The 18,010-nt window shown below is 66.2% G+C and carries 13 protein-coding genes; 4 read left to right on the forward strand and 9 right to left on the reverse strand.

Going from position 1 to position 18,010, the window contains the following annotated elements; translation table 11 throughout:
* Window positions 1–132: 132 nt before the first annotated feature.
* A complete protein-coding gene (locus AC6LJ2_RS11570) occupies window positions 133–852 on the forward strand; it encodes a YggS family pyridoxal phosphate-dependent enzyme (RefSeq protein ID WP_263914871.1) in 720 nt (239 codons plus the stop codon).
* 84 nt (window positions 853–936) lie between these two features.
* Window positions 937–1,905 carry a Bug family tripartite tricarboxylate transporter substrate binding protein gene (locus AC6LJ2_RS11575; protein WP_263914870.1) on the forward strand — a complete coding sequence of 323 codons (969 nt, stop codon included), beginning with the start codon at window positions 937–939 and terminating at the stop codon, window positions 1,903–1,905.
* A gap of 132 nt (window positions 1,906–2,037) precedes the next feature.
* Here AC6LJ2_RS11575 and AC6LJ2_RS11580 read toward each other — a convergent pair whose 3' ends face one another.
* From AC6LJ2_RS11580 to AC6LJ2_RS11590, 3 genes are all read right to left on the reverse strand, one after another.
* Window positions 2,038–3,909, reverse strand: coding sequence for a DUF3857 domain-containing transglutaminase family protein (locus tag AC6LJ2_RS11580; RefSeq protein ID WP_498151400.1), 1,872 nt, complete (start codon window positions 3,907–3,909; stop codon window positions 2,038–2,040).
* Window positions 3,910–4,119: 210 nt separating this feature from the next.
* Window positions 4,120–8,082: a DUF3683 domain-containing protein gene (locus AC6LJ2_RS11585; RefSeq protein WP_263914868.1), complete on the reverse strand. Its 3,963-nt coding sequence runs from the start codon at window positions 8,080–8,082 to the stop codon at window positions 4,120–4,122.
* Window positions 8,083–8,214: 132 nt separating this feature from the next.
* On the reverse strand, window positions 8,215–8,760 hold the full coding sequence (locus tag AC6LJ2_RS11590; protein ID WP_263914867.1) for a YqaA family protein: 546 nt from the start codon (window positions 8,758–8,760) through the stop codon (window positions 8,215–8,217).
* A gap of 158 nt (window positions 8,761–8,918) precedes the next feature.
* On the opposite strand from AC6LJ2_RS11590, the gene ilvA reads away from it, so the two are divergent.
* A complete protein-coding gene (gene ilvA / locus AC6LJ2_RS11595; RefSeq protein WP_498151401.1) occupies window positions 8,919–10,427 on the forward strand; it encodes a threonine ammonia-lyase, biosynthetic in 1,509 nt (502 codons plus the stop codon).
* Window positions 10,428–10,591: 164 nt separating this feature from the next.
* Here ilvA and AC6LJ2_RS11600 read toward each other — a convergent pair whose 3' ends face one another.
* On the reverse strand, window positions 10,592–11,704 hold the full coding sequence (locus AC6LJ2_RS11600) for a porin (protein WP_263914865.1): 1,113 nt from the start codon (window positions 11,702–11,704) through the stop codon (window positions 10,592–10,594).
* Between the two features lie 434 nt (window positions 11,705–12,138).
* Window positions 12,139–12,522 (reverse strand): DUF4148 domain-containing protein, encoded by a 384-nt coding sequence (locus AC6LJ2_RS11605; RefSeq protein WP_263914864.1) that lies wholly within the window; start codon window positions 12,520–12,522, stop codon window positions 12,139–12,141.
* 384 nt (window positions 12,523–12,906) lie between these two features.
* On the opposite strand from AC6LJ2_RS11605, the gene AC6LJ2_RS11610 reads away from it, so the two are divergent.
* Entirely contained in the window at window positions 12,907–13,797 is an 891-nt protein-coding gene (locus AC6LJ2_RS11610) for a LysR family transcriptional regulator (RefSeq protein ID WP_263914863.1), read from the forward strand.
* A 29-nt stretch (window positions 13,798–13,826) separates the two neighbouring features.
* Here the strand turns inward: AC6LJ2_RS11610 and AC6LJ2_RS11615 are convergent, their stop codons facing one another.
* From AC6LJ2_RS11615 to cydX, 4 genes are read right to left on the reverse strand one after another with little or no spacing between them, the layout of a single operon-like run.
* A complete protein-coding gene (locus AC6LJ2_RS11615) occupies window positions 13,827–14,378 on the reverse strand; it encodes an adenine phosphoribosyltransferase (RefSeq protein ID WP_263914862.1) in 552 nt (183 codons plus the stop codon).
* A 55-nt stretch (window positions 14,379–14,433) separates the two neighbouring features.
* Window positions 14,434–16,131 (reverse strand): thiol reductant ABC exporter subunit CydC, encoded by a 1,698-nt coding sequence (gene cydC, locus AC6LJ2_RS11620; RefSeq protein WP_498151402.1) that lies wholly within the window; start codon window positions 16,129–16,131, stop codon window positions 14,434–14,436.
* Window positions 16,128–17,873, reverse strand: coding sequence for a thiol reductant ABC exporter subunit CydD (gene cydD, locus AC6LJ2_RS11625; protein ID WP_445657769.1), 1,746 nt, complete (start codon window positions 17,871–17,873; stop codon window positions 16,128–16,130). Before cydD ends, cydC begins: the two co-directional genes overlap by 4 nt.
* On the reverse strand, window positions 17,870–17,995 hold the full coding sequence (cydX, locus tag AC6LJ2_RS11630) for a cytochrome bd-I oxidase subunit CydX (protein ID WP_025141040.1): 126 nt from the start codon (window positions 17,993–17,995) through the stop codon (window positions 17,870–17,872). Before cydX ends, cydD begins: the two co-directional genes overlap by 4 nt.
* Window positions 17,996–18,010 lie beyond the last annotated feature (15 nt).

Raw genomic sequence — 18,010 nt, forward strand, 5'->3', positions numbered from 1 at the left:
AACAAATATCTACAAATTCTAAGCCTGCCGATCAAACAGGGTCAACGAAGATACGGTCCCATTTGACCGAGTGTGGTGAAACCGGCTGCCCAGGTCCTACACTATGGGACATTCCGACCCAAAGAGAACCGCATGACCGTCGTAGACACCATGGCCGGGCGCCTTGCCCGAATCCAGCAACGCATTGCGCAGGCCTGCGAACGCGCCGGCCGAGCGCCGGACAGCGTGACGCTGCTGCCGGTCAGCAAGACGTTCGAGGTGGACGCCGTGCGCGAGGCCATGGCGCTGGGCCTGACCCGTTTCGGCGAAAACAAGACGCAGGAACTGCGCCAGAAGGCCGCCGCGCTGGCGGGCCAGGGCGTGCAATGGGTGCTGATCGGTCACTTGCAGACCAACAAGGCCAAGGACGCGGCCCGCGACGCCACCGAGCTGCAATCGCTGGACCGCGTGGATCTGGCCGAGGCCCTGCACCGCCGCCTGCTCAATGAGGGCCGGACCCTGGACGTGCTGGTGCAGGTCAAGACCTCATCCGAACCCAGCAAGTTCGGCATGGACCCCGCCGACGTGCCCGACTTCCTGCGCCGCATCGCAACCGAATTCCCCACCCTGCGCGTGCAGGGCCTGATGACCATGGCGGTCAACTCACCCGATCCGGCCCAGGTGCGCGCCTGCTTCCGTGCCCTGCGCGAACTGCGCGACCAGTTGCGCCAGGAAGCCATCGCCGGCGTGTCGCTGGACCGCCTGTCGATGGGCATGAGCGGCGATTTCGAGCTGGCGATCGAAGAAGGTTCCACCGAGGTCCGCATCGGTACCGCCATTTTTGGTGTCCGCAGCTACCCCGATCCGCAATAAGCCGCTGATTCCGGGCCTCGAAACAGACGCATATTGCCCCGGGCGCGGGGCATAATGACGTCGCAAAAAACGAGGAGACACCCCATGCACAAACACGCACGGCGCCTTTTGGCGCTTGCCGCCCTGTCGCTGGCCGCCACCGCGGCCGCCGCCCAATCCTGGCCCACCCAGCCCATCCGCTGGATCGTGCCCTACCCGGCCGGCGGCGGTGCCGACGTGGTCGCGCGCACCGTCGCCAGCGGCATCGAAAAGCCGCTGGGCCAGACCATCGTGGTCGAAAACCGCCCCGGCGCCGCCACCATCATCGGCGCCACCGCCATCTCGCAGGCCGAACCCACCGGCTACGTGATCGGCACGGCCGACTCGGGCACCCTGGCGTTCAATCCGTCGCTGTACGCCAAGCTGTCCTACGATCCGTCCAAGTTCACCTATATCGGCGGCATCGCCAAGTTCCCGCTGCTCCTGGCCGTGAACGTCAATTCGCCCTACAAGACGGTGGACGACGTGATCCAGGCCGCCAGGAAAGAGCCGGGCAAGCTGACCGCCGCGTCGGCCGGCGCGGGCTCGCCGCACCATCTGGCGCTGGAACTGTTCAAGCAGCGCACGGGCGCCAACCTGCTGCACGTGCCCTACAAGGGCGCCGCGCCGGCCATCCAGGACCTGCTGGGTGGACAGGTGGACGTGATGTTCATCGACCTGGCCGCCGGCCTGCCCAACGTCAAGGCCGGCAAGCTGCGCGTGCTGGCCTCGGCCACGCCCGAGCGCGTCGCCGTGCTGCCCGACGCCCCCACCATGGCCGAACAAGGCGTGCCTGACTTCACTGCCTACGCCTGGCAAGGCCTGGTCGCCCCCGGAGGCCTGCCCGAACCCGTGGTCAAGAAGCTGTCGGCTGAACTCGACGCCGCGCTCAAGTCGCCTGCCGTGTCGCAGAAGATGCTGGACATGGGTGTGATCCCCATGCCGCTGTCGGCCAAGGACTTCAAGGCCTACGCCGAACAGGAACGCACCACCTGGGCAGAGGTGATCAAGAAGGCGAACATCAAGCTGGAATAGGCGGCGCCTGATACGCGATGCCTGACCCTGCACAAACGCGGCCCTCGGGCCGCGTTTGTGCTTTGGCGAACGCCGGACCACCTCGGCAGTCCGTGACGGCTTGCCGCAGCCGCGCGTCTCAGCGGACGCCTCTCAGGCGCCTGGCAACGTCACCGCCATGCGCAGGCGCTCCACGCATTGCCTGCCCTGCTCGATCGCCTGGCCGAACGCGTCTGAGTTGATCTCGTCGTGGCCGAACCAGCTGACCTTGCGCACGCTGCGGTAGCGATACTGGTAGCCTGACGCCGCGGGCGCGCCGTCCAGGTCCACGTCTATCCAGGCCGAACGCACCTGGCAATGCAGTGCCGGTGCCTCCAGCTTCGCGCCGGCCAGCGTCACGTCATAGGACGAGGTTTCCGGCGTACCCAGGTAGATGTCGGCCAGTTGACCGGCTTGGCGATAGCGGGCAAAGAATTCCCAATCGTCGGCAAGGCCTGCCGGCGATCGCACGTACTCCTTGCCCACGCGCTCCAGCGCCCGCAGATCCACCAGCGTCGCGTCGATGCGGTAGACGGCCGGCACCACGAAGCCGCTGGCGGCGCGTTGCAGCACGCAATCACGATTCTCGGCGGCGAAGCTGCGGCACAGCGCCTGGTCCATGGCCGTCGCGCCGCCCTCGCGGTCGCCCACGCTGATCTCGGCGGCGACCATGGCGCGCACGTCCACCGAGGCGCGGACCTCGGCTTGCCCGGCCTGGCCGAAACGCTCGTGGCGGGTGACCGCGACACCGCTCACCGGGCTTTCCAGTGCGATGTCCTCGCGCCGCACCTGCCCCTTGGCATCCATGACGAAAGCCCAGCGCTGCTGGATATCCGGCATGGAGAAACCAGGAATGAACACAGGATTGGTCGGGTCCAGCCACCAGGTCTCGCCTTGCACGCGGGCCCGCACGATGGCGTGATTGGGCGCCGACAGCCCCGGCAGCAACACGTCGGGTGCGACCGTGCCGCGCGCCACCAGCGCGGGCTCGGCCTCGATGCCTGCGGCGCGCAACATGGCGGCCAGCAACACCGCCAGGTCCTTGCAGTCGCCGTAGCCGCGGTGCTCGATCTCATCCAGCGCAAACGGAATGTGGCCACGCTCGCTGGCGCGCCAGTCGCCCAGATAGCGGTAGTGTTCGTTGATGTGGCGCATCAAGCCGGCCACGGCTTCCCGGGGCGGCTTGCCCTGTTGCGCCGCGACGGCCTGCGCCGCCTCGGCGGGCAACTGGGCCGCCAGGATGCTGTTGTAGCGCGCCGCGAGCGGGCCGAAGTAATCCTGCAATTCCGTGGAACTGCCGATCTCCAGGCGCGGATAGCGGCGCAGATAGCCCTTGTCCGACTCGTCGACGTACGCGTAGTAACGGGGCGCCGCCGCCAATTCGACCGTGATCCGCTTGCCGTCTGGCGCAACCACGAAGCGGTAAGCATCCATGCCCTGGGCGCGCCAGGCCATGGGCCGGTCAGCGCTGAATTCGGCCCGGAAGCGGTCCTGGCGCACCGCCCGCGGCGACAGGTCCAACAGGTAGTGGAACTGCGTGGCCGACGGCACGCCGGCAAAGCGCTCACGCAGCGTGTAGACGATGGTGCTGCCGACCCGCAGATTGGGAAACGCCAGCGAGGTTTGCTTCTGCCGCAGGAACCCCTTGTCGGGATTGGGCGCCATGCGCGTGTCGATCTGCGCCGCCGTCAAGGGCACGGGCTTCTGGCCGGGCTGGATCAGTTCCGCGCGCTCCACCTTCAGGCTGTCGCTTTCTGCATAGCTGCGGTCGATGCGGGACACCAGCTCGCGCCCCGCCAGCGTCAGGATGGTGTAGCGGTAGGTGCTGACGCACTCGGTGCTGTTGTCCTTGTCGAAGCGGCAATGGAACTCGGTTTCGCCTGCCAGGGGCGCCTCGGCGATGGGTTGCAGGGCCGCCTGAACGGACTGACTGGCGATGGCCGCCACGATGGCGACCAAAATCTGGACTCTGGAAGGAAAAGACATGGGAGGCGATGCAATCTCTTTAATACAACTGAGACTCGATATTATTTGTTATAAAATATCAGCACAAGCCAGCCCGTCCCACCCCCCTGTCCGACGCCGCCGTTGGCGGCGAGTGTCAGTCTTTGATCCGGCCAAAAAAAACGCCTGGCGGATAAGCCAGGCGATCTTGCAGGCGGGCCGCCCGGCCGATGGCCAGGCGACACCCAGTCACTACACCAGCACGCGCTCGATGCCGCCCGCATTGGCGCGGCGCACGTAGTCTTCCATCCAGCCTTCGCCCAGGATGTGGCGCGCCATTTCGACCACGATGTAGTCGGCGTCCATGCCGGTGTCGCCTTCATAGCGCGACAGGCCTTGCAGGCACGACGGGCACGAAGTCAGGACCTTGATGTCGCCGGTGAAGCCGTCGCTGCGCAGCGCGGCATCGCCCTTCAAGAGCTCTTCCTGCTTGCGAAAGCGCACCTGCGTGGAGATGTCGGGCCGGCTGACCGCCAGCGTGCCCGATTCGCCGCAGCAGCGGTCGCTCTTGACCGCGCCGTCGCCCACCAGCGACCGCACGGTCTTCATCGGGTCCTGCAGCTTCATGGGCGTGTGGCAGGGGTCGTGGTACATGTAGCGCACGCCCTTGGCCCCTTCAAGCTTGATGCCCTTTTCGAGCAGGTACTCGTGGATGTCGATCAGGCGGCAGCCCGGGAAGATCTTGTCGAACTCGTAACCCGAGAGCTGGTCATAGCAGGTGCCGCAGCTGACCACCACCGTCTTGATGTCCAGGTAGTTCAGCGTGTTGGCAACCCGGTGGAACAGCACCCGGTTGTCGGTGATGATCTGCTCGGCCTTGTCGGTCATGCCGTTGCCGCGCTGCGGATAGCCGCAGCACAGGTAGCCCGGCGGCAGCACGGTCTGCACGCCGGCATGCCACAGCATGGCCTGCGTTGCCAGGCCCACCTGCGAGAACAGGCGCTCGGACCCGCAACCCGGGAAATAGAACACCGCTTCCGTATCGGCCGTGGTGGCCTTGGGGTCGCGGATGATCGGCACGTAGTTGGCGTCTTCGATGTCCAGCAGCTTGCGCGCGGCCTGCTTGGGCAGCCCGCCCGGCATCTTCTTGTTGACGAAGTGCACCACCTGCTCGCGCAGCGGCGGCTTGCCCACGGTGGCGGGCGGCGCGGCCGTCTGCTTCTTGACCAGGCCCGACAGCAGGTCATGCGCGGCGCGCTGCACCTTGTACCCCACCCCCACCATGGCCTTGCGGGTGGCGTTGATGGTGGCCGGGTCCTTGGCGTTCAGGAAGAACATGGCGCTGGCCGTGCCCGGGTTGAACGACTTGCGGCCCATGCGGCGCAGCACGGCGCGCATGTTCATCGATACGTCGCCGAAGTCGATGTCGACCGGACAGGGGTTGTAGCACTTGTGGCAGACCGTGCAGTGGTCGGCCACGTCTTCGAATTCTTCCCAGTGCTTCAGGCTGACGCCGCGGCGGGTCTGCTCTTCGTAAAGAAAGGCTTCGACCAGCAGCGAAGTCGCCAGGATCTTGTTGCGAGGCGAATACAGCAGGTTGGCGCGCGGCACGTGGGTCGCGCACACCGGCTTGCACTTGCCGCAGCGCAGGCAGTCCTTGATGGAATCCGAGATGGCGCCGATGTCGCTTTGCTGCATGATCAGCGACTCGTGGCCCATCAGGTTGAAGCTGGGCGTCCAGGCATGGCGCAGGTCGGCGCCCGGCATCAGCTTGCCGGCGTTGAAGTGGCCGTTGGGGTCGACGCGGCGCTTGTAGTCCTGGAACGGCTTCAGTTCGGCTTCGGTCAGGAATTCGTACTTGGTCAGGCCGATGCCGTGTTCGCCCGAGATCACGCCGTCCAGGTCGCGCGCGATCTGCATGATGCGCTCGACGGCCTGGTGGGCCTCTTGCAGCATGCCGTAGTCGTCGGAGTTGACCGGGATGTTGGTGTGCACGTTGCCATCGCCCGCGTGCATGTGCAGCGCCACGAACACGCGGCTCTTGAGCACCCGGCCGTGGATGGCGATCAGTTCGTCCAGGATGGGCTTGCGCGCCGCGCCCGAGAACGCGGCCTGCAGGCCGGCCAGCACCTCGGTCTTCCAGGACACGCGGATCGTGCGGTCTTGCACCACGTCGAAGACGCGCGCCTGCGGCTGGGTCGTCAGGCGCTCGGCCAGCGTGGCGGCCAGGGGCGACAGGCCCAGGCCGTCCAGTTGCGGCATGGCTTGCGCCAGCGGCAGGTCCAGGTTGTCCAGCAGCCACTGCCAGCGCTGGCGCGCCGCGGCCAGCAGGTCGATGGCCTGGCGGGTGCGCTCGGCCAGCACCTGGGCACGGGTTTCGTCATCGTCGGACGCGTCTTCCGCCTTGCCCACCGGCAGCGGCGTACAGAGGTAGTCGTCCAGCGCGTCGAGCAGCCGCAGCTTGTTGCGGGTCGACAGTTCGATGTTGATGCGTTCGATGTGATCCGTGTACTCGCCCATGCGGGGCAGCGGAATCACGACGTCTTCGTTGATCTTGAAGGCGTTGGTGTGGCGGGCGATGGCGGCGGTGCGCGAACGATCGAGCCAGAATTTCTTGCGGGCCTCGGCGCTGACCGCCACGAAACCTTCGCCATGGCGCGTGTTGGCCAGGCGCACCACTTCGCTGGCGGCGGCCGCCACGGCATCTTCGTCGTCACCGACGATGTCGCCGATCAGGACCATCTTGGGCAGCGAGCCGCGCTTGCTCTTGGTGGCGTAGCCCACCGCGCGCAGATAGCGTTCGTCCAGGTGTTCCAGGCCGGCCAGGATGGCGCCGCGGGCGCGGCCTTCGCCGTCCAGGTAGCCCTTGACCTCGACGATCGACGGGATGGCGTCGCGCGCCTGGCCGAAGAATTCCATGCAGACGGTGCGGGTGTGCTTGGGCATGCGGTGCAGCACCCAGCGCGCCGACGTGATCAGCCCATCGCAGCCTTCTTTCTGGATGCCCGGCAGGCCGGCCAGGAACTTGTCGGTGACGTCCTTGCCCAGGCCTTCTTTGCGGAACACGCGGCCCGCGATGTCCAGGGTCTCGGTCTTGAGCAGGCGCTCGCCAGGCTTGCCGCGGCCGTCGAACCACTTGAGTTCGAAGCGGGCCACGTCCACGTCGTGGATCTTGCCCATGTTGTGCGCCAGGCGCGTGACTTCCAGCCAGTTGCCGTCCGGGTCGACCATGCGCCACCAGGCCAGGTTGTCCAGCGCGGTGCCCCACAGCACGGCCTTCTTGCCGCCGGCGTTCATGGCGATGTTGCCGCCCACGCACGAGGCTTCGGCCGAGGTCGGGTCCACGGCGAACACGAAGCCGGCCGCCTCGGCGGCTTCGGACACGCGCTTGGTGACCACGCCGGCGCCGGCGTGGATGACCGCCACGGGTTCGGTCAGCCCGGGCAAGATACAGGACTCGACCTTGCCCAGCTTGTCGAATTTCTCGGTATTGATGACTGCCGACTTCCAGGTCAGCGGAATCGCACCGCCGGTATAGCCGGTGCCACCGCCGCGCGGCACGATGGTCAGGCCCAATTCGATACAGGCCGTCACCAGCGCGGCGATCTCGTCTTCGGTGTCCGGCGTCAGCACCACGAACGGGTACTCGACCCGCCAGTCGGTGGCGTCGGTGACGTGCGACACGCGCGACAGGCCGTCGAACTTGATGTTGTCGCGCGCCGTGATGCGGCCCAGCACCTTTTGCGCCTGCTTGCGCAACATGGCGGTCTGGTCGAATTCCCCTTCGAACGCGGCAATGGCCGAACGCGCCCGGGCCAACAGGCCCACGACCTTTTCGTCGCGGTGCGGGTCGTGGCCGGCTTCGGCGGGTGCACCGGGTTCGCGGCGGCGGTCGATTTCGCCCAGCCGGTGGTGCAGCGCATCGATCAGCTGCTTGCGGCGCTTGGGGTTGTCGAGCAGGTCGTCCTGCAGGTACGGATTGCGGCGTACCACCCAGATGTCGCCCAGCACCTCGTACAGCATCCGCGCGGAACGCCCCGTGCGGCGTTCGCCGCGCAGGTCGCCCAGGAGGCTCCAGGCGTCTTCGCCCAGCAGCCGGCCGACGATCTCGCGATCGGAAAACGACGTGTAGTTGTAGGGAATTTCGCGCAGTCGCGCGGGAGCGGCGGGCGGCATCGCCCCGTTCAAGATGTGGCTAGCGAGTGGGGCGTTCATGGCGGCAAGAGGGGGCCCTTAAAAAATTATTTTATGCCATTGGCCGGAACTGCCCCCGAATACCCCCAGGGAAGCGCTCGAAAACAGGAATATTCGGACAAAATACGTCCCCAATTAAGGAGGCCGTCAGCCCTAGACCTGCCCCGGAAACAGCCACAACAGGCTGGCGGTCATGGCCAGGTAGCGCAGGAACTTGCCGATCGCCATGAAGGCCACGCACGGCCAGAACGGCAGCCGCAGCCAGCCGGCCACGGCGCACAGCGGATCGCCCACCACCGGCAGCCACGACAGCAGCAAAGCCGGCGGCCCCATGCGGTGGATCCAGGCGTGGGCCCGTTCGTTCCAGCGGCCGCGCATGCGGCCATCTGCGGTGGCATTCGGGTGGGGGTCCTTTCCAGACGGATGCTTGTCCTTCCAGCGGTGGACCGCCTTTTCAGCCCCTAACCCCATCGCGTAGCTGATCGCCCCGCCGATGGTGTTGCCCACCGTCGCCACCAGGATCGCCGCCCAGAACATGTCCGGCGACAGCTTGATGTAGCCGAACACCGCCGGTTCGGACCCCAGCGGCAGCAAGGTGGCCGAGATCAACGAGACGGCAAAAATGGCGGACAGGCCCACCGAGGGCAAGGCCAACAGGTCCAGCAGCCAGTGAACGGCAAAGAGAAGGCTTTCTTCCATAGGACTATGAGTGTAGCCGCGGCGCGGCCCTGGCCTGCCAAGCGTGTCCGATGCGTGGCGATCCGCCGCGAAATCGCGGGCCGGCCCGGCTTTCCCTGCAATAATCAGCCCCACGCCCTCGCGGCCCTCCTTTCTGGCCCCTACCCCAAGCGCAGTCCATGTCCACTGATTACCTGAAACGCATCCTGACCTCGAAGGTCTACGACGTCGCGGTCGAATCGCCGCTCGAAGCCGCGCCGCTGCTGTCGCAGCGTATGTCGAACACGATTCTGCTCAAGCGCGAAGATACCCAGGCGGTCTTCAGCTTCAAGCTGCGCGGGGCCTACAACAAGATGGCCAACCTGACGCCCGCGGCGCGCAACCGCGGCGTCATCGCGGCCTCGGCCGGCAACCATGCACAGGGCGTGGCGCTGGCCGCCACCCGCCTGGGATGCCGCGCCGTCATCGTCATGCCCACCACCAGCCCGCAGGTCAAGGTCGACGCGGTGCGACGCCTGGGCGGCGAAGTGGTGCTGGCCGGCGAGAGCTTTTCCGACGCCTACGCCCATGCGCAAGTGCTGGAAAAGAAAGAAAAACTGACCTTCGTGCACCCCTTCGACGATCCCGACGTGATCGCCGGCCAGGGCACGGTGGGCATGGAAATCCTGCGCCAGCACCCCGGTCCCATCGACGCCATCTTCGTGGCTATCGGCGGCGGTGGCCTGATCGCGGGCGTGGCGGCGTACATCAAGCAGCTGCGCCCTGAGATCAAGATCATCGGCGTGCAGACCGAAGACTCCGACGCCATGCTGCGCAGCGTGCGCGCCGGCCGCCGGGTACAGTTGAACGACGTGGGGCTGTTTTCCGACGGCACGGCCGTCAAGATGGTCGGCGCCGAAACCTTCAAGCTCACGCGCAAGTACGTCGACGATTTCGTGGTGGTGGACACCGATTCGATCTGCGCCGCCATCAAGGACGTATTCCAGGACACCCGCAGCGTGCTGGAACCGGCCGGCGCCATGGCCGTGGCCGGCGCCAAGCAGTACGCCGCCGAGCACAACCTGAAGGGCAAGACCCTGGTCGCCATCGCCTGCGGCGCCAACATGAACTTCGACCGCCTGCGCTTCGTGGCCGAGCGCGCCGAGGTCGGCGAGATGCGCGAAGCCGTCTTCGCCGTCACCATGCCCGAGCAGCGCGGCAGCTTCCGCCGCTTCTGCGAACTGGTGGGCGAGCGCAGCGTGACCGAATTCAACTACCGCATTTCCGATTCCGACCGCGCCCATGTGTTCGTCGGCCTGCAAGTCTCGTCGCCGGCCGAACCCGACAAGATCGCCAGCCACTTTCGCCACCACGGTTTCGACACGCTGGACCTGACGCATGACGAAATGGCCAAGACGCACTTGCGCCACATGGTCGGCGGCCGTTCGGCGCAGGCGCGCGACGAGCTTCTGTACCGCTTCGAATTCCCGGAACGCCCGGGCGCGCTGATGCGTTTCCTGAACGCGATGAATCCCGACTGGAACATCAGCCTGTTCCACTACCGCAACCAGGGTGCCGACTATGGCCGCATCCTGATCGGCATCCAGGTGCCGGCGGCCGACAAGAAACAGTTCCGCCACTTCGTAGCCGAACTGGGCTATCCGCACTGGAACGAGACCGACAACCCGGCCTACAAACTGTTCCTGTAGCGCCTTTTTCGCACAGGGAAAACGAGAGGGCCTCCCGATGGAGGCCCTTCCCTTCTTTGCTCAAGACCCGCCCGGCTGCAACCTGAAGGGGGGGCTCGCTGTCACTCGGCGGCTCACGGAGATGTGCCGCGCATTCAGCAAGGTGCAGCCGGACCGGCTTTGGCTTAGAACCGGTGACGCACACCCACCGCGAAGGCGGTGTCGCGCGCATCCTTCTGGAACGCGTAGTTGTCGCCATACGAGGCGTACGCGTACAGGTTGGTGCGCTTGGTGAAGTCGTAGGTGTAGCCCAGGCTGTAGACGTTGAACGTCGCATCGTCGCCGGTCAGCTTGTCGTTGCTGGCCGTGGCGCGCTGCCACGAACCGAACACCGCGTGGCGACCCAGCGGCACGGTAGCGCCGATCATGTACGAGTTGGCGCGGAAACCATCAGCCAGCTTGAACGAACCCAGCTTCTGCATGCCGTCCGGCGTGGTGCCCATGTTCTGACCGATGAACCAGCCGTCGCGGGTCTGGCCAAAGGCGGCAGCCAGCTTCACCACTTCAAAGTCGTACGAACCGCCGATGATGTATTCCTGGATGCGGGCATTCGACTGGCCGCCAGCGCGATCGTTGGACGGATCGAAACGGTCATACGCGGCCGCCAGGTTCAGCGGGCCATTCAGGTATTGCACGCCTGCGGTGATGACACGGTTGTTGTTGCCCGTGGCAAAGCCGGTCTGCTTCGAATCATTGACGCTGTCGTCGGCGCTGAACGAGTAGCCCACACCGGCCTTGAAACCGCCCATGCTGGGGGTTTGGTACAGGACCATGTTGTCCAGGCGCATCGTGTTGGCGCTGCCGAACGTGGTACCCAGGTTGGCGGTGTTGTAGCTGATCGAGAACGGGTCGATCGAACCGAAGTACTTCGAGGCCAGGTTGGTCTGGCGGCCGAATTCCAGGCGGCCCCAGCTGTCGCTGTCCAGGCCCACGGTGGCTTGGCGGCCCCACAGGCGGCCATTCTGCAGCGATTGGCCATTCATCGGGCCAAAACCGGCTTCCAGGTTGAACACGGCGCGCAATCCGTCGCCCAGGTCTTCCGAGCCGCGCAGGCCGAAACGCGAGCCGCTGCTCACGCCCTGCGTGCCACCAAAACGGCTTTGCTTGGCGCCGTCGAACTTCACCTGCTCGTAGCCGACACCGGCGTCGATCAAGCCGTACAGCGTCACGGAGTCGGCGGCTTGCGCAGCACCGGCAGAGCCGGCCAGCAACGCGACGGCCAATAGCGTCTTCTTCATAAAAGTCCCCAAAATGGCAAGATAAAAGGCAATCCACCACCGCACGGCGAAAGCCGCCGGGGTGGCGGGCCGCTACGAAAAAGCGAGCGGCCTGTGCACTGAATCTAGTTTCGATCTTGGAACAATTTGAAGTAACCCGGATTTCGACGAACAACTTTCCATGGGTGGGATAATGCCCGCCGCACAGCGCCACAAGGCTGCCGAGAATCCGCGATAACGCCTTGATATCAAATGTGAAGTCTTACTCGCAATTGAGGCGCCCACCGTGTCGGACGCGCGCATGGCGGCGCGTGCCACGACATCACTTGTTGCGCCGGCCGCACAGTTTTTGCGGCATAAACGCGACATCCTGCGCCGTATCGTCCTGCACTGCCGGGACAAAAAACCCCTGGTCACGCCAGGGGTTCTATCCGATCTGCCTCGGCAGCGTCGACTCAACGGCCCTTGGGCGGATAGTCGAGTTCGCCAAAGGTGTATTCGCCGCTGGCCTTGGCGCGGGCCAGTTCGTCGCGGACTTGTTCGCGGGTCTTGCCCACCGATTCCGGCGCGGCGGCGCGAGGCGGGTAATCCAGCTCGGCGCTGGTGACCTGGCCGGCAACCTTGGCGCTTTGCAGTTCCTGCTGGACTTGTTCGCGCGACAGGCTGGTGCGCTGCACCGTGGCGGGCGGGTAATCCAGTTCGCCGGACGTGACCTGGCCTGCGGCCTTGGCGGCCTGCAGTTCCTGCTGGACCTGTTCGCGGGTCTTGCCGTCGGCGTGGGCGGCGGACATGCCCACCAGCGTTGCGGTAACCATTAGTGCGGTAGCTAGGGCTTTCATTGTGATGACTCCATCCTAAACCTTGCATACCGTCGGCGGCCGGGACGGCTGCTGCGATATGACAATTTGATTGCTGGGATGAAGTATCTGGTTATTAGGCCTTAGTAAAAACCCTTATTTTGGTGAACATATTTGCACTGATGGGACAATTGCACGCTGTATCCGACGCATCCTGCTCATCAATTGCGCAATTGCCCCGAGGCAGCGGTTCGGGTCGAGGCGCGTCGGCATTCAGCAAGACGCCAGCCAGGTAACGAAAAATGAACTTGCCCCGCTGCGCAAGGCGCATTCAGCGTGGCTAAATAGACATTTCCACTGCCGGGATAATAATTCCATTTATGATACAAACCTGCCAGAAATGGAATTTTGACTTTCGAGGGCCTCATGGATATCCAGCTTAACGACATCGCGTTGTTTGTCGAAGTCGCCAAGCGCAAGAACTTCAGCCATGCCGCCGAGGCCTTGAATATTCCGACCTCTACGCTGTCACGCCGTGTCAGCGAGCTGGAACGCAGCGTCGGAATGCGCCTGCTCAACCGCAGCACCCGCAAAATCGACCTGACCGAGGCGGGCGCCATCTATTTCGAGCGCTGCCGCCACATCGTCGAAGAAGCCCGCATCGCACACGACCAGTTGCTGGACATGGCGGTACAGCCCAAGGGCCGCCTGCGCATTTCACTGCCGACCAGCCTGGCGCAGCTATTCCTGCCTGCGGTGATCCGAGAGTTTCGCGAACAGCATCCCGACATCGAGTGCGATTTCGACTTGAGCATGCGGCCGATCGACCCGATCAGCAACCCGTTCGACCTGATCCTGCGCTTTGGCCAGCAGCCCGATTCCAGCCTGATCTCGCGCAAGATCGTGTTGATGGCCCACCAGCTGTACGCCTCGCCCGACTACCTGGCCCGCCACGGCGAACCGCGGGTACCCGCCGACCTCACCCACCACGAATGCCTGCGCCCCACCATGCGTGACGAGTCATCCTTCTGGATGCTGCATTCAGGCGAGAAGGTCGAACGCGTGCAGGTGTCCGGCCGACTGTCGGCCAACAACGTCGGCATGCTGGGGCGATTGGCCGGGCAAGGCCTGGGCATCACGCCGCTGTTGGTGTTCGAAGCGATGGAACGGGCGATCAACCAGGCAGGCCTGGTGCGGGTGCTGCCCGAATGGAGCCTGACCCCCCTGCCCTTGTTTGCCTTGCTGCCGTCGCGCATGCTGCCGGCCAAGACCAAGGCGTTCCTGGACTTCATCCAGCCGCGGCTGTCGGACGGCTGAGCACTGACGCCCCGGACGTGCCGAATGAACTACGCCGTCTGGCTGTCGTACTTACAGACGGTGTAGAGCGGCGTGCCGGTCGCCGCGACCTTGGCAGATCCACCCAGGTCAGGCAAGTCGATGATGGCGGCGGCCTCGACCACGTTGGCGCCCAGGCGCTGCAGCAGCTTGATGGCCGCCAGCATGGTGCCCCCCGTGGCGATCAGGTCGTCGACCAGCAGGACGCGTTGGCCGGTGCGCACCGAATCGGTGTGCATCTCGACCGACGCATTGCCGTATTCCAGTGAGTATTCCTCGGCCACCGTGCGGTAAGGCAGCTTGCCCTTCTTGCGTACCGGCACGAAACCCAGGTTCAGTTCATAGGCCAGCACGCTGCCGATGATGAAGCCGCGCGCATCCACACCCGCGACCAGATCCAGGCGCTGGCGCATGTAACGGTAGACGAAGAGATCGATCAGCACCCGGAATGCGCGAGGATCCTGCAGCACGGGCGTGATGTCGCGAAAAATGACACCAGGTTGGGGCCAGTCTGGAACGCTGCGGATAGTGCGCCGGATGTACTCGGCGTTGTCGGTCTGCATGGTAAGACGGCCCTGAAGAATTGAAGCAAGGCGAACTATAACCTTGCCACCGCGCTTAAGCCAGGATTGCCGCCAGGGATGACAATTCATGAAGCCGCCCGTCGCGTAACGCATAGCGGCGGTCGACGGCGCCGGGCGGCAGGGCCGCATGCGTCGCCAGCACCACGGTGCGTCCCCGCACCGCCTGGCCCAGGTCAGTCAGGAATTGCGCCTCGACGGCCGCGTCCAGTCCCGCCGTCGGTTCGTCCAGCACAATGACCGCGGCCGGTGACAGCAGCGCACGGGCCAGGCACAGGCGCCGCGCCTGGCCCGCCGACAGCTGCGAGCCGGTTTCGCCCGCCCAGGTGTCCAGGCCGTCGGGCAGGCCGCGCACGAACTCGCCGAGGCGCGCGGCATCGAGTGCGCGCCACAGCGCCACGTCGTCCGCCTGGGGATCGCCGATCAGCAGGTTGGTGCGCAGCGTGCCCAGGAATACCGGCGCGTCCTGCGACAGCAGCGCGATGCGTCGATGCCAATCCGCCTGGGCGCACGCCCGCGCGTCCACGCCGGCAAAACGCACCTGGCCCCGCTGAGGATCTTCCAGGCGCAACAACAGGTTCAGCAGCGTGGATTTTCCCGCGCCGCTCTCGCCCACGATCGCCACGCGTTCGCCGGGCGCCACCGCCAGGCGCAGATCACGCAGCACGGGTACGGGTTGACCATGCGTGCGAGCCGGATAGGAAAAATCGACGCCTTCCAGTTCCAGCGCGCCGCGCAGCGGCAGCGGGTGGGGCACAGCCGGGTCCGCCATGTCCGGCTCGCGCTGCGTCACGTCACGGATGCGCGCGGCGGCCGACAGCGCCGATCCCATGCGCGAGGCGCCACGCATGATGGGGCCGGCGACTTCGAAGATACCGATGACCGCCAGCAGCAAACCGACCAGCAGCGGCCCCTCGATCCTGCCCGCGGCATACGTATCCAGGCCGAACCACAACAACGCCAGCACCGACAGCCCGGCCGCGATCTGCAGGAACCACTGACCGCGCGCCGCCACCCGCGCCTGGCTGGCGCGCGCCTTCGCGCTGGCGGCGCACAGCCGTTCGAAATGCGCACAGGTCTGGGCCTGCGCGTGCAATGCAACCATGTCGGCGTGACCATCCACCGCATCCAGCGTGGCCGCGCGCAGCCCTGCCGCGCTTTCCTGCGCAGCCGCACCGGGCTTGCGGGCCGCGCGCACCAGCCACAGCGGCACCAGCAGGCAGGCCGTCAGCAGGGCCAGCGCGAACGTCAGCGCCGCCGCCGGCACCCAGTAGCCCAGCACTGCGGTCAGGATCGCGCCGGCCAGGATGGCCGTGGCCAACGGCGCCAGCACGAACAGGAACACCGTATCGAGCGCATCGACGTCACCTGTCATGCGGGCCACCAGGTCACCGCTGCGGTAACGGGCCAGTTGGCGCGGCGTCAGCCGGATCAAGGCGTTGAATACCGTTCCGCGCAGGTCTGCCAGAAGGCGCAGCGTGGCCGAATGCCCCACCACCCGATCCGCATAGCGCGACACGATGCGCAGGAATGACAGCCCGCGCACCAGCGCGGAGGGCGCGAACAGGTTGAATGCGCCGCCAGCGCCGGCCAGCGCCGCGCCGGTCAGGAACCAGCCCGACACGCCCAGCAGCCCCACGCCGGCGGCTACGGTCGCCAGGGCACAGAACAAGGCAAGCAGCAGCCCGCTCTTGCGGCGTACATACAAGGGCAGGAGCAACAACAGGTTCTTCATGCGTCTTTCACTTTCGCGTCGGCAATGCGCAGCACGCGCGCGAACCGCCCCGCGACGGCGGGAGAATGCGTGGCCAGCAGCAATGTGCGGCCAGCGGCGAACGCCAGGATTTCATCGAGCACGCGCGCTTGCGTCGCCTCGTCCAGATGAGCCGTGGGCTCGTCCAGCAGGATCAGGCCCGGGTCGCGCAGGAACAGCCGCGCCAGCGCCACGCGTTGCGCCTGGCCGCCCGACAGACCGTGCCCCCGGCTGCCCAGCGGCGTCGCCAGGCCTTGCGGCAGACTGTCCGCGAATTCCAGCACACAGGCTCGGCGGGCGGCCTCGAGCACCTCGGCGTCGGACGCGGCCGGACGACCCAGCCGGATGTTGTCGGCGATGGACCCTGCCAGCAACTGCGGCTTCTGGCCGATCAGCGCCACGCGCGCGCGCAGGTCGGCTTCGCGCCATTCGGCCAGGGTCGTGCCGTCGATCCGCACGTCGCCGGTACAGGGCCGCAGGCGGGCAATGGCTTCGATCAGCGTCGACTTGCCGATGCCGCTTTCGCCCATCAGCGCCACGTGCTCACCTGCGTTGAGCGACAGATCCGCATTCGCTAGCACCCGTTGCGGCCGGCCGGGCGCGGCCACGGACAAGCCGGCCACCATCAATGGGGCGCCGCCGGATGCCACAAGCGCGGCAGCCGCGTGTTCGGCCTTGACCGCGTCGTCTTGCGGCAACCCGTCAAAGAGCGTGGCGATCTGCGTCACCGCGGCCAGCGCCGCGGCGCGATCATGGTAATGGGCCGCGAACTGGCGCAGCGGCGCATAGACCTCCGGCGCCATCAGCAGGCAGAACAGCCCGGCCTGCAGCGTCAGCGGCGACCAGCGCACGTCCAGGAAGCCCAGGTAGGTCAGGCCGATATAGACGGCCACGCCCGCCACACCCAGCGCGGCGAAGAATTCCAGCACCGCGGACGACAGGAAGGCGATGCGCAGCACCGACATCGTGCGCTGGCGCAGCGCGTCGCTGGCCGCGGCGACCGAGGCCGCCTCGGCTTCGGCGCGGCCGTAGAGCTTCAAGGTGGACAGGCCGCGCAACCGGTCGGCGAAAAAGCCCGACAGGCGCGCAAACGCCCGCAGGTGCCGGCGGCTGGCACCCTGCGCCCCCCACCCCACCAGGGCCATGAACAGCGGAATCAAGGGGGCCGTGATCAGCAGCACCAGGCCTGCCACCACGTCCACGGGCAAGAGCACCACGGCAAAAGCCACGGGCAGCAGTGCGGCCGCGGCCATGGCCGGCAGGTATTTGGCGAAGAATCCGTCCAGGGCCTCGACCTGGTCGACGAGCGCGCTGGCGATTTCGCCCGAGGCCTTTCTGCGGCTCCAGTCGGGGCCTTTGTCCAGCAAGCGGGTGAACAAGGCCTGGCGCACGTGGCGCTTGATGCGTTCGGAAGCATCGGCCCCCGCGCGCTCGCCCAGCCAGGTGATGCAGGCGCGCACGCCCATCAGGACCGCAATGGCCAGGATGCCGAAGAGCAGTTCCTGGCGCGGCACCTGCCGGGTAATGGCCGCATCGAGCACATTGGCCAGCAGCCAGGCCTGCACCACCAGCAACACGCCCGACACCAGCGGCGCGGCTCCCGCCAACAGCAGCGGAAACCGGGCCGCCCGGGCCAGGGACATCAGCCAGCGCGATTGCTCGCGCGGCGGCTTGCGCAGGCTTGCCGAAGGGTCGTGCTCGAGGCTGCTAGCGCCGCCGCTCACTCGTCTTCACGGCTGGCGCGCGGGTCATGCGAGTGACCTTCGCGCAGCTCGAACCACATTGCGTTGAGAATGGCGAACGCACACGCCAATCCCAGGCCGAGTATCCACGAGAAATACCACATGGGGCAGGCTCCTTG

It is taken from the genome of Achromobacter sp. 1014246743 (assembly GCF_059760725.1).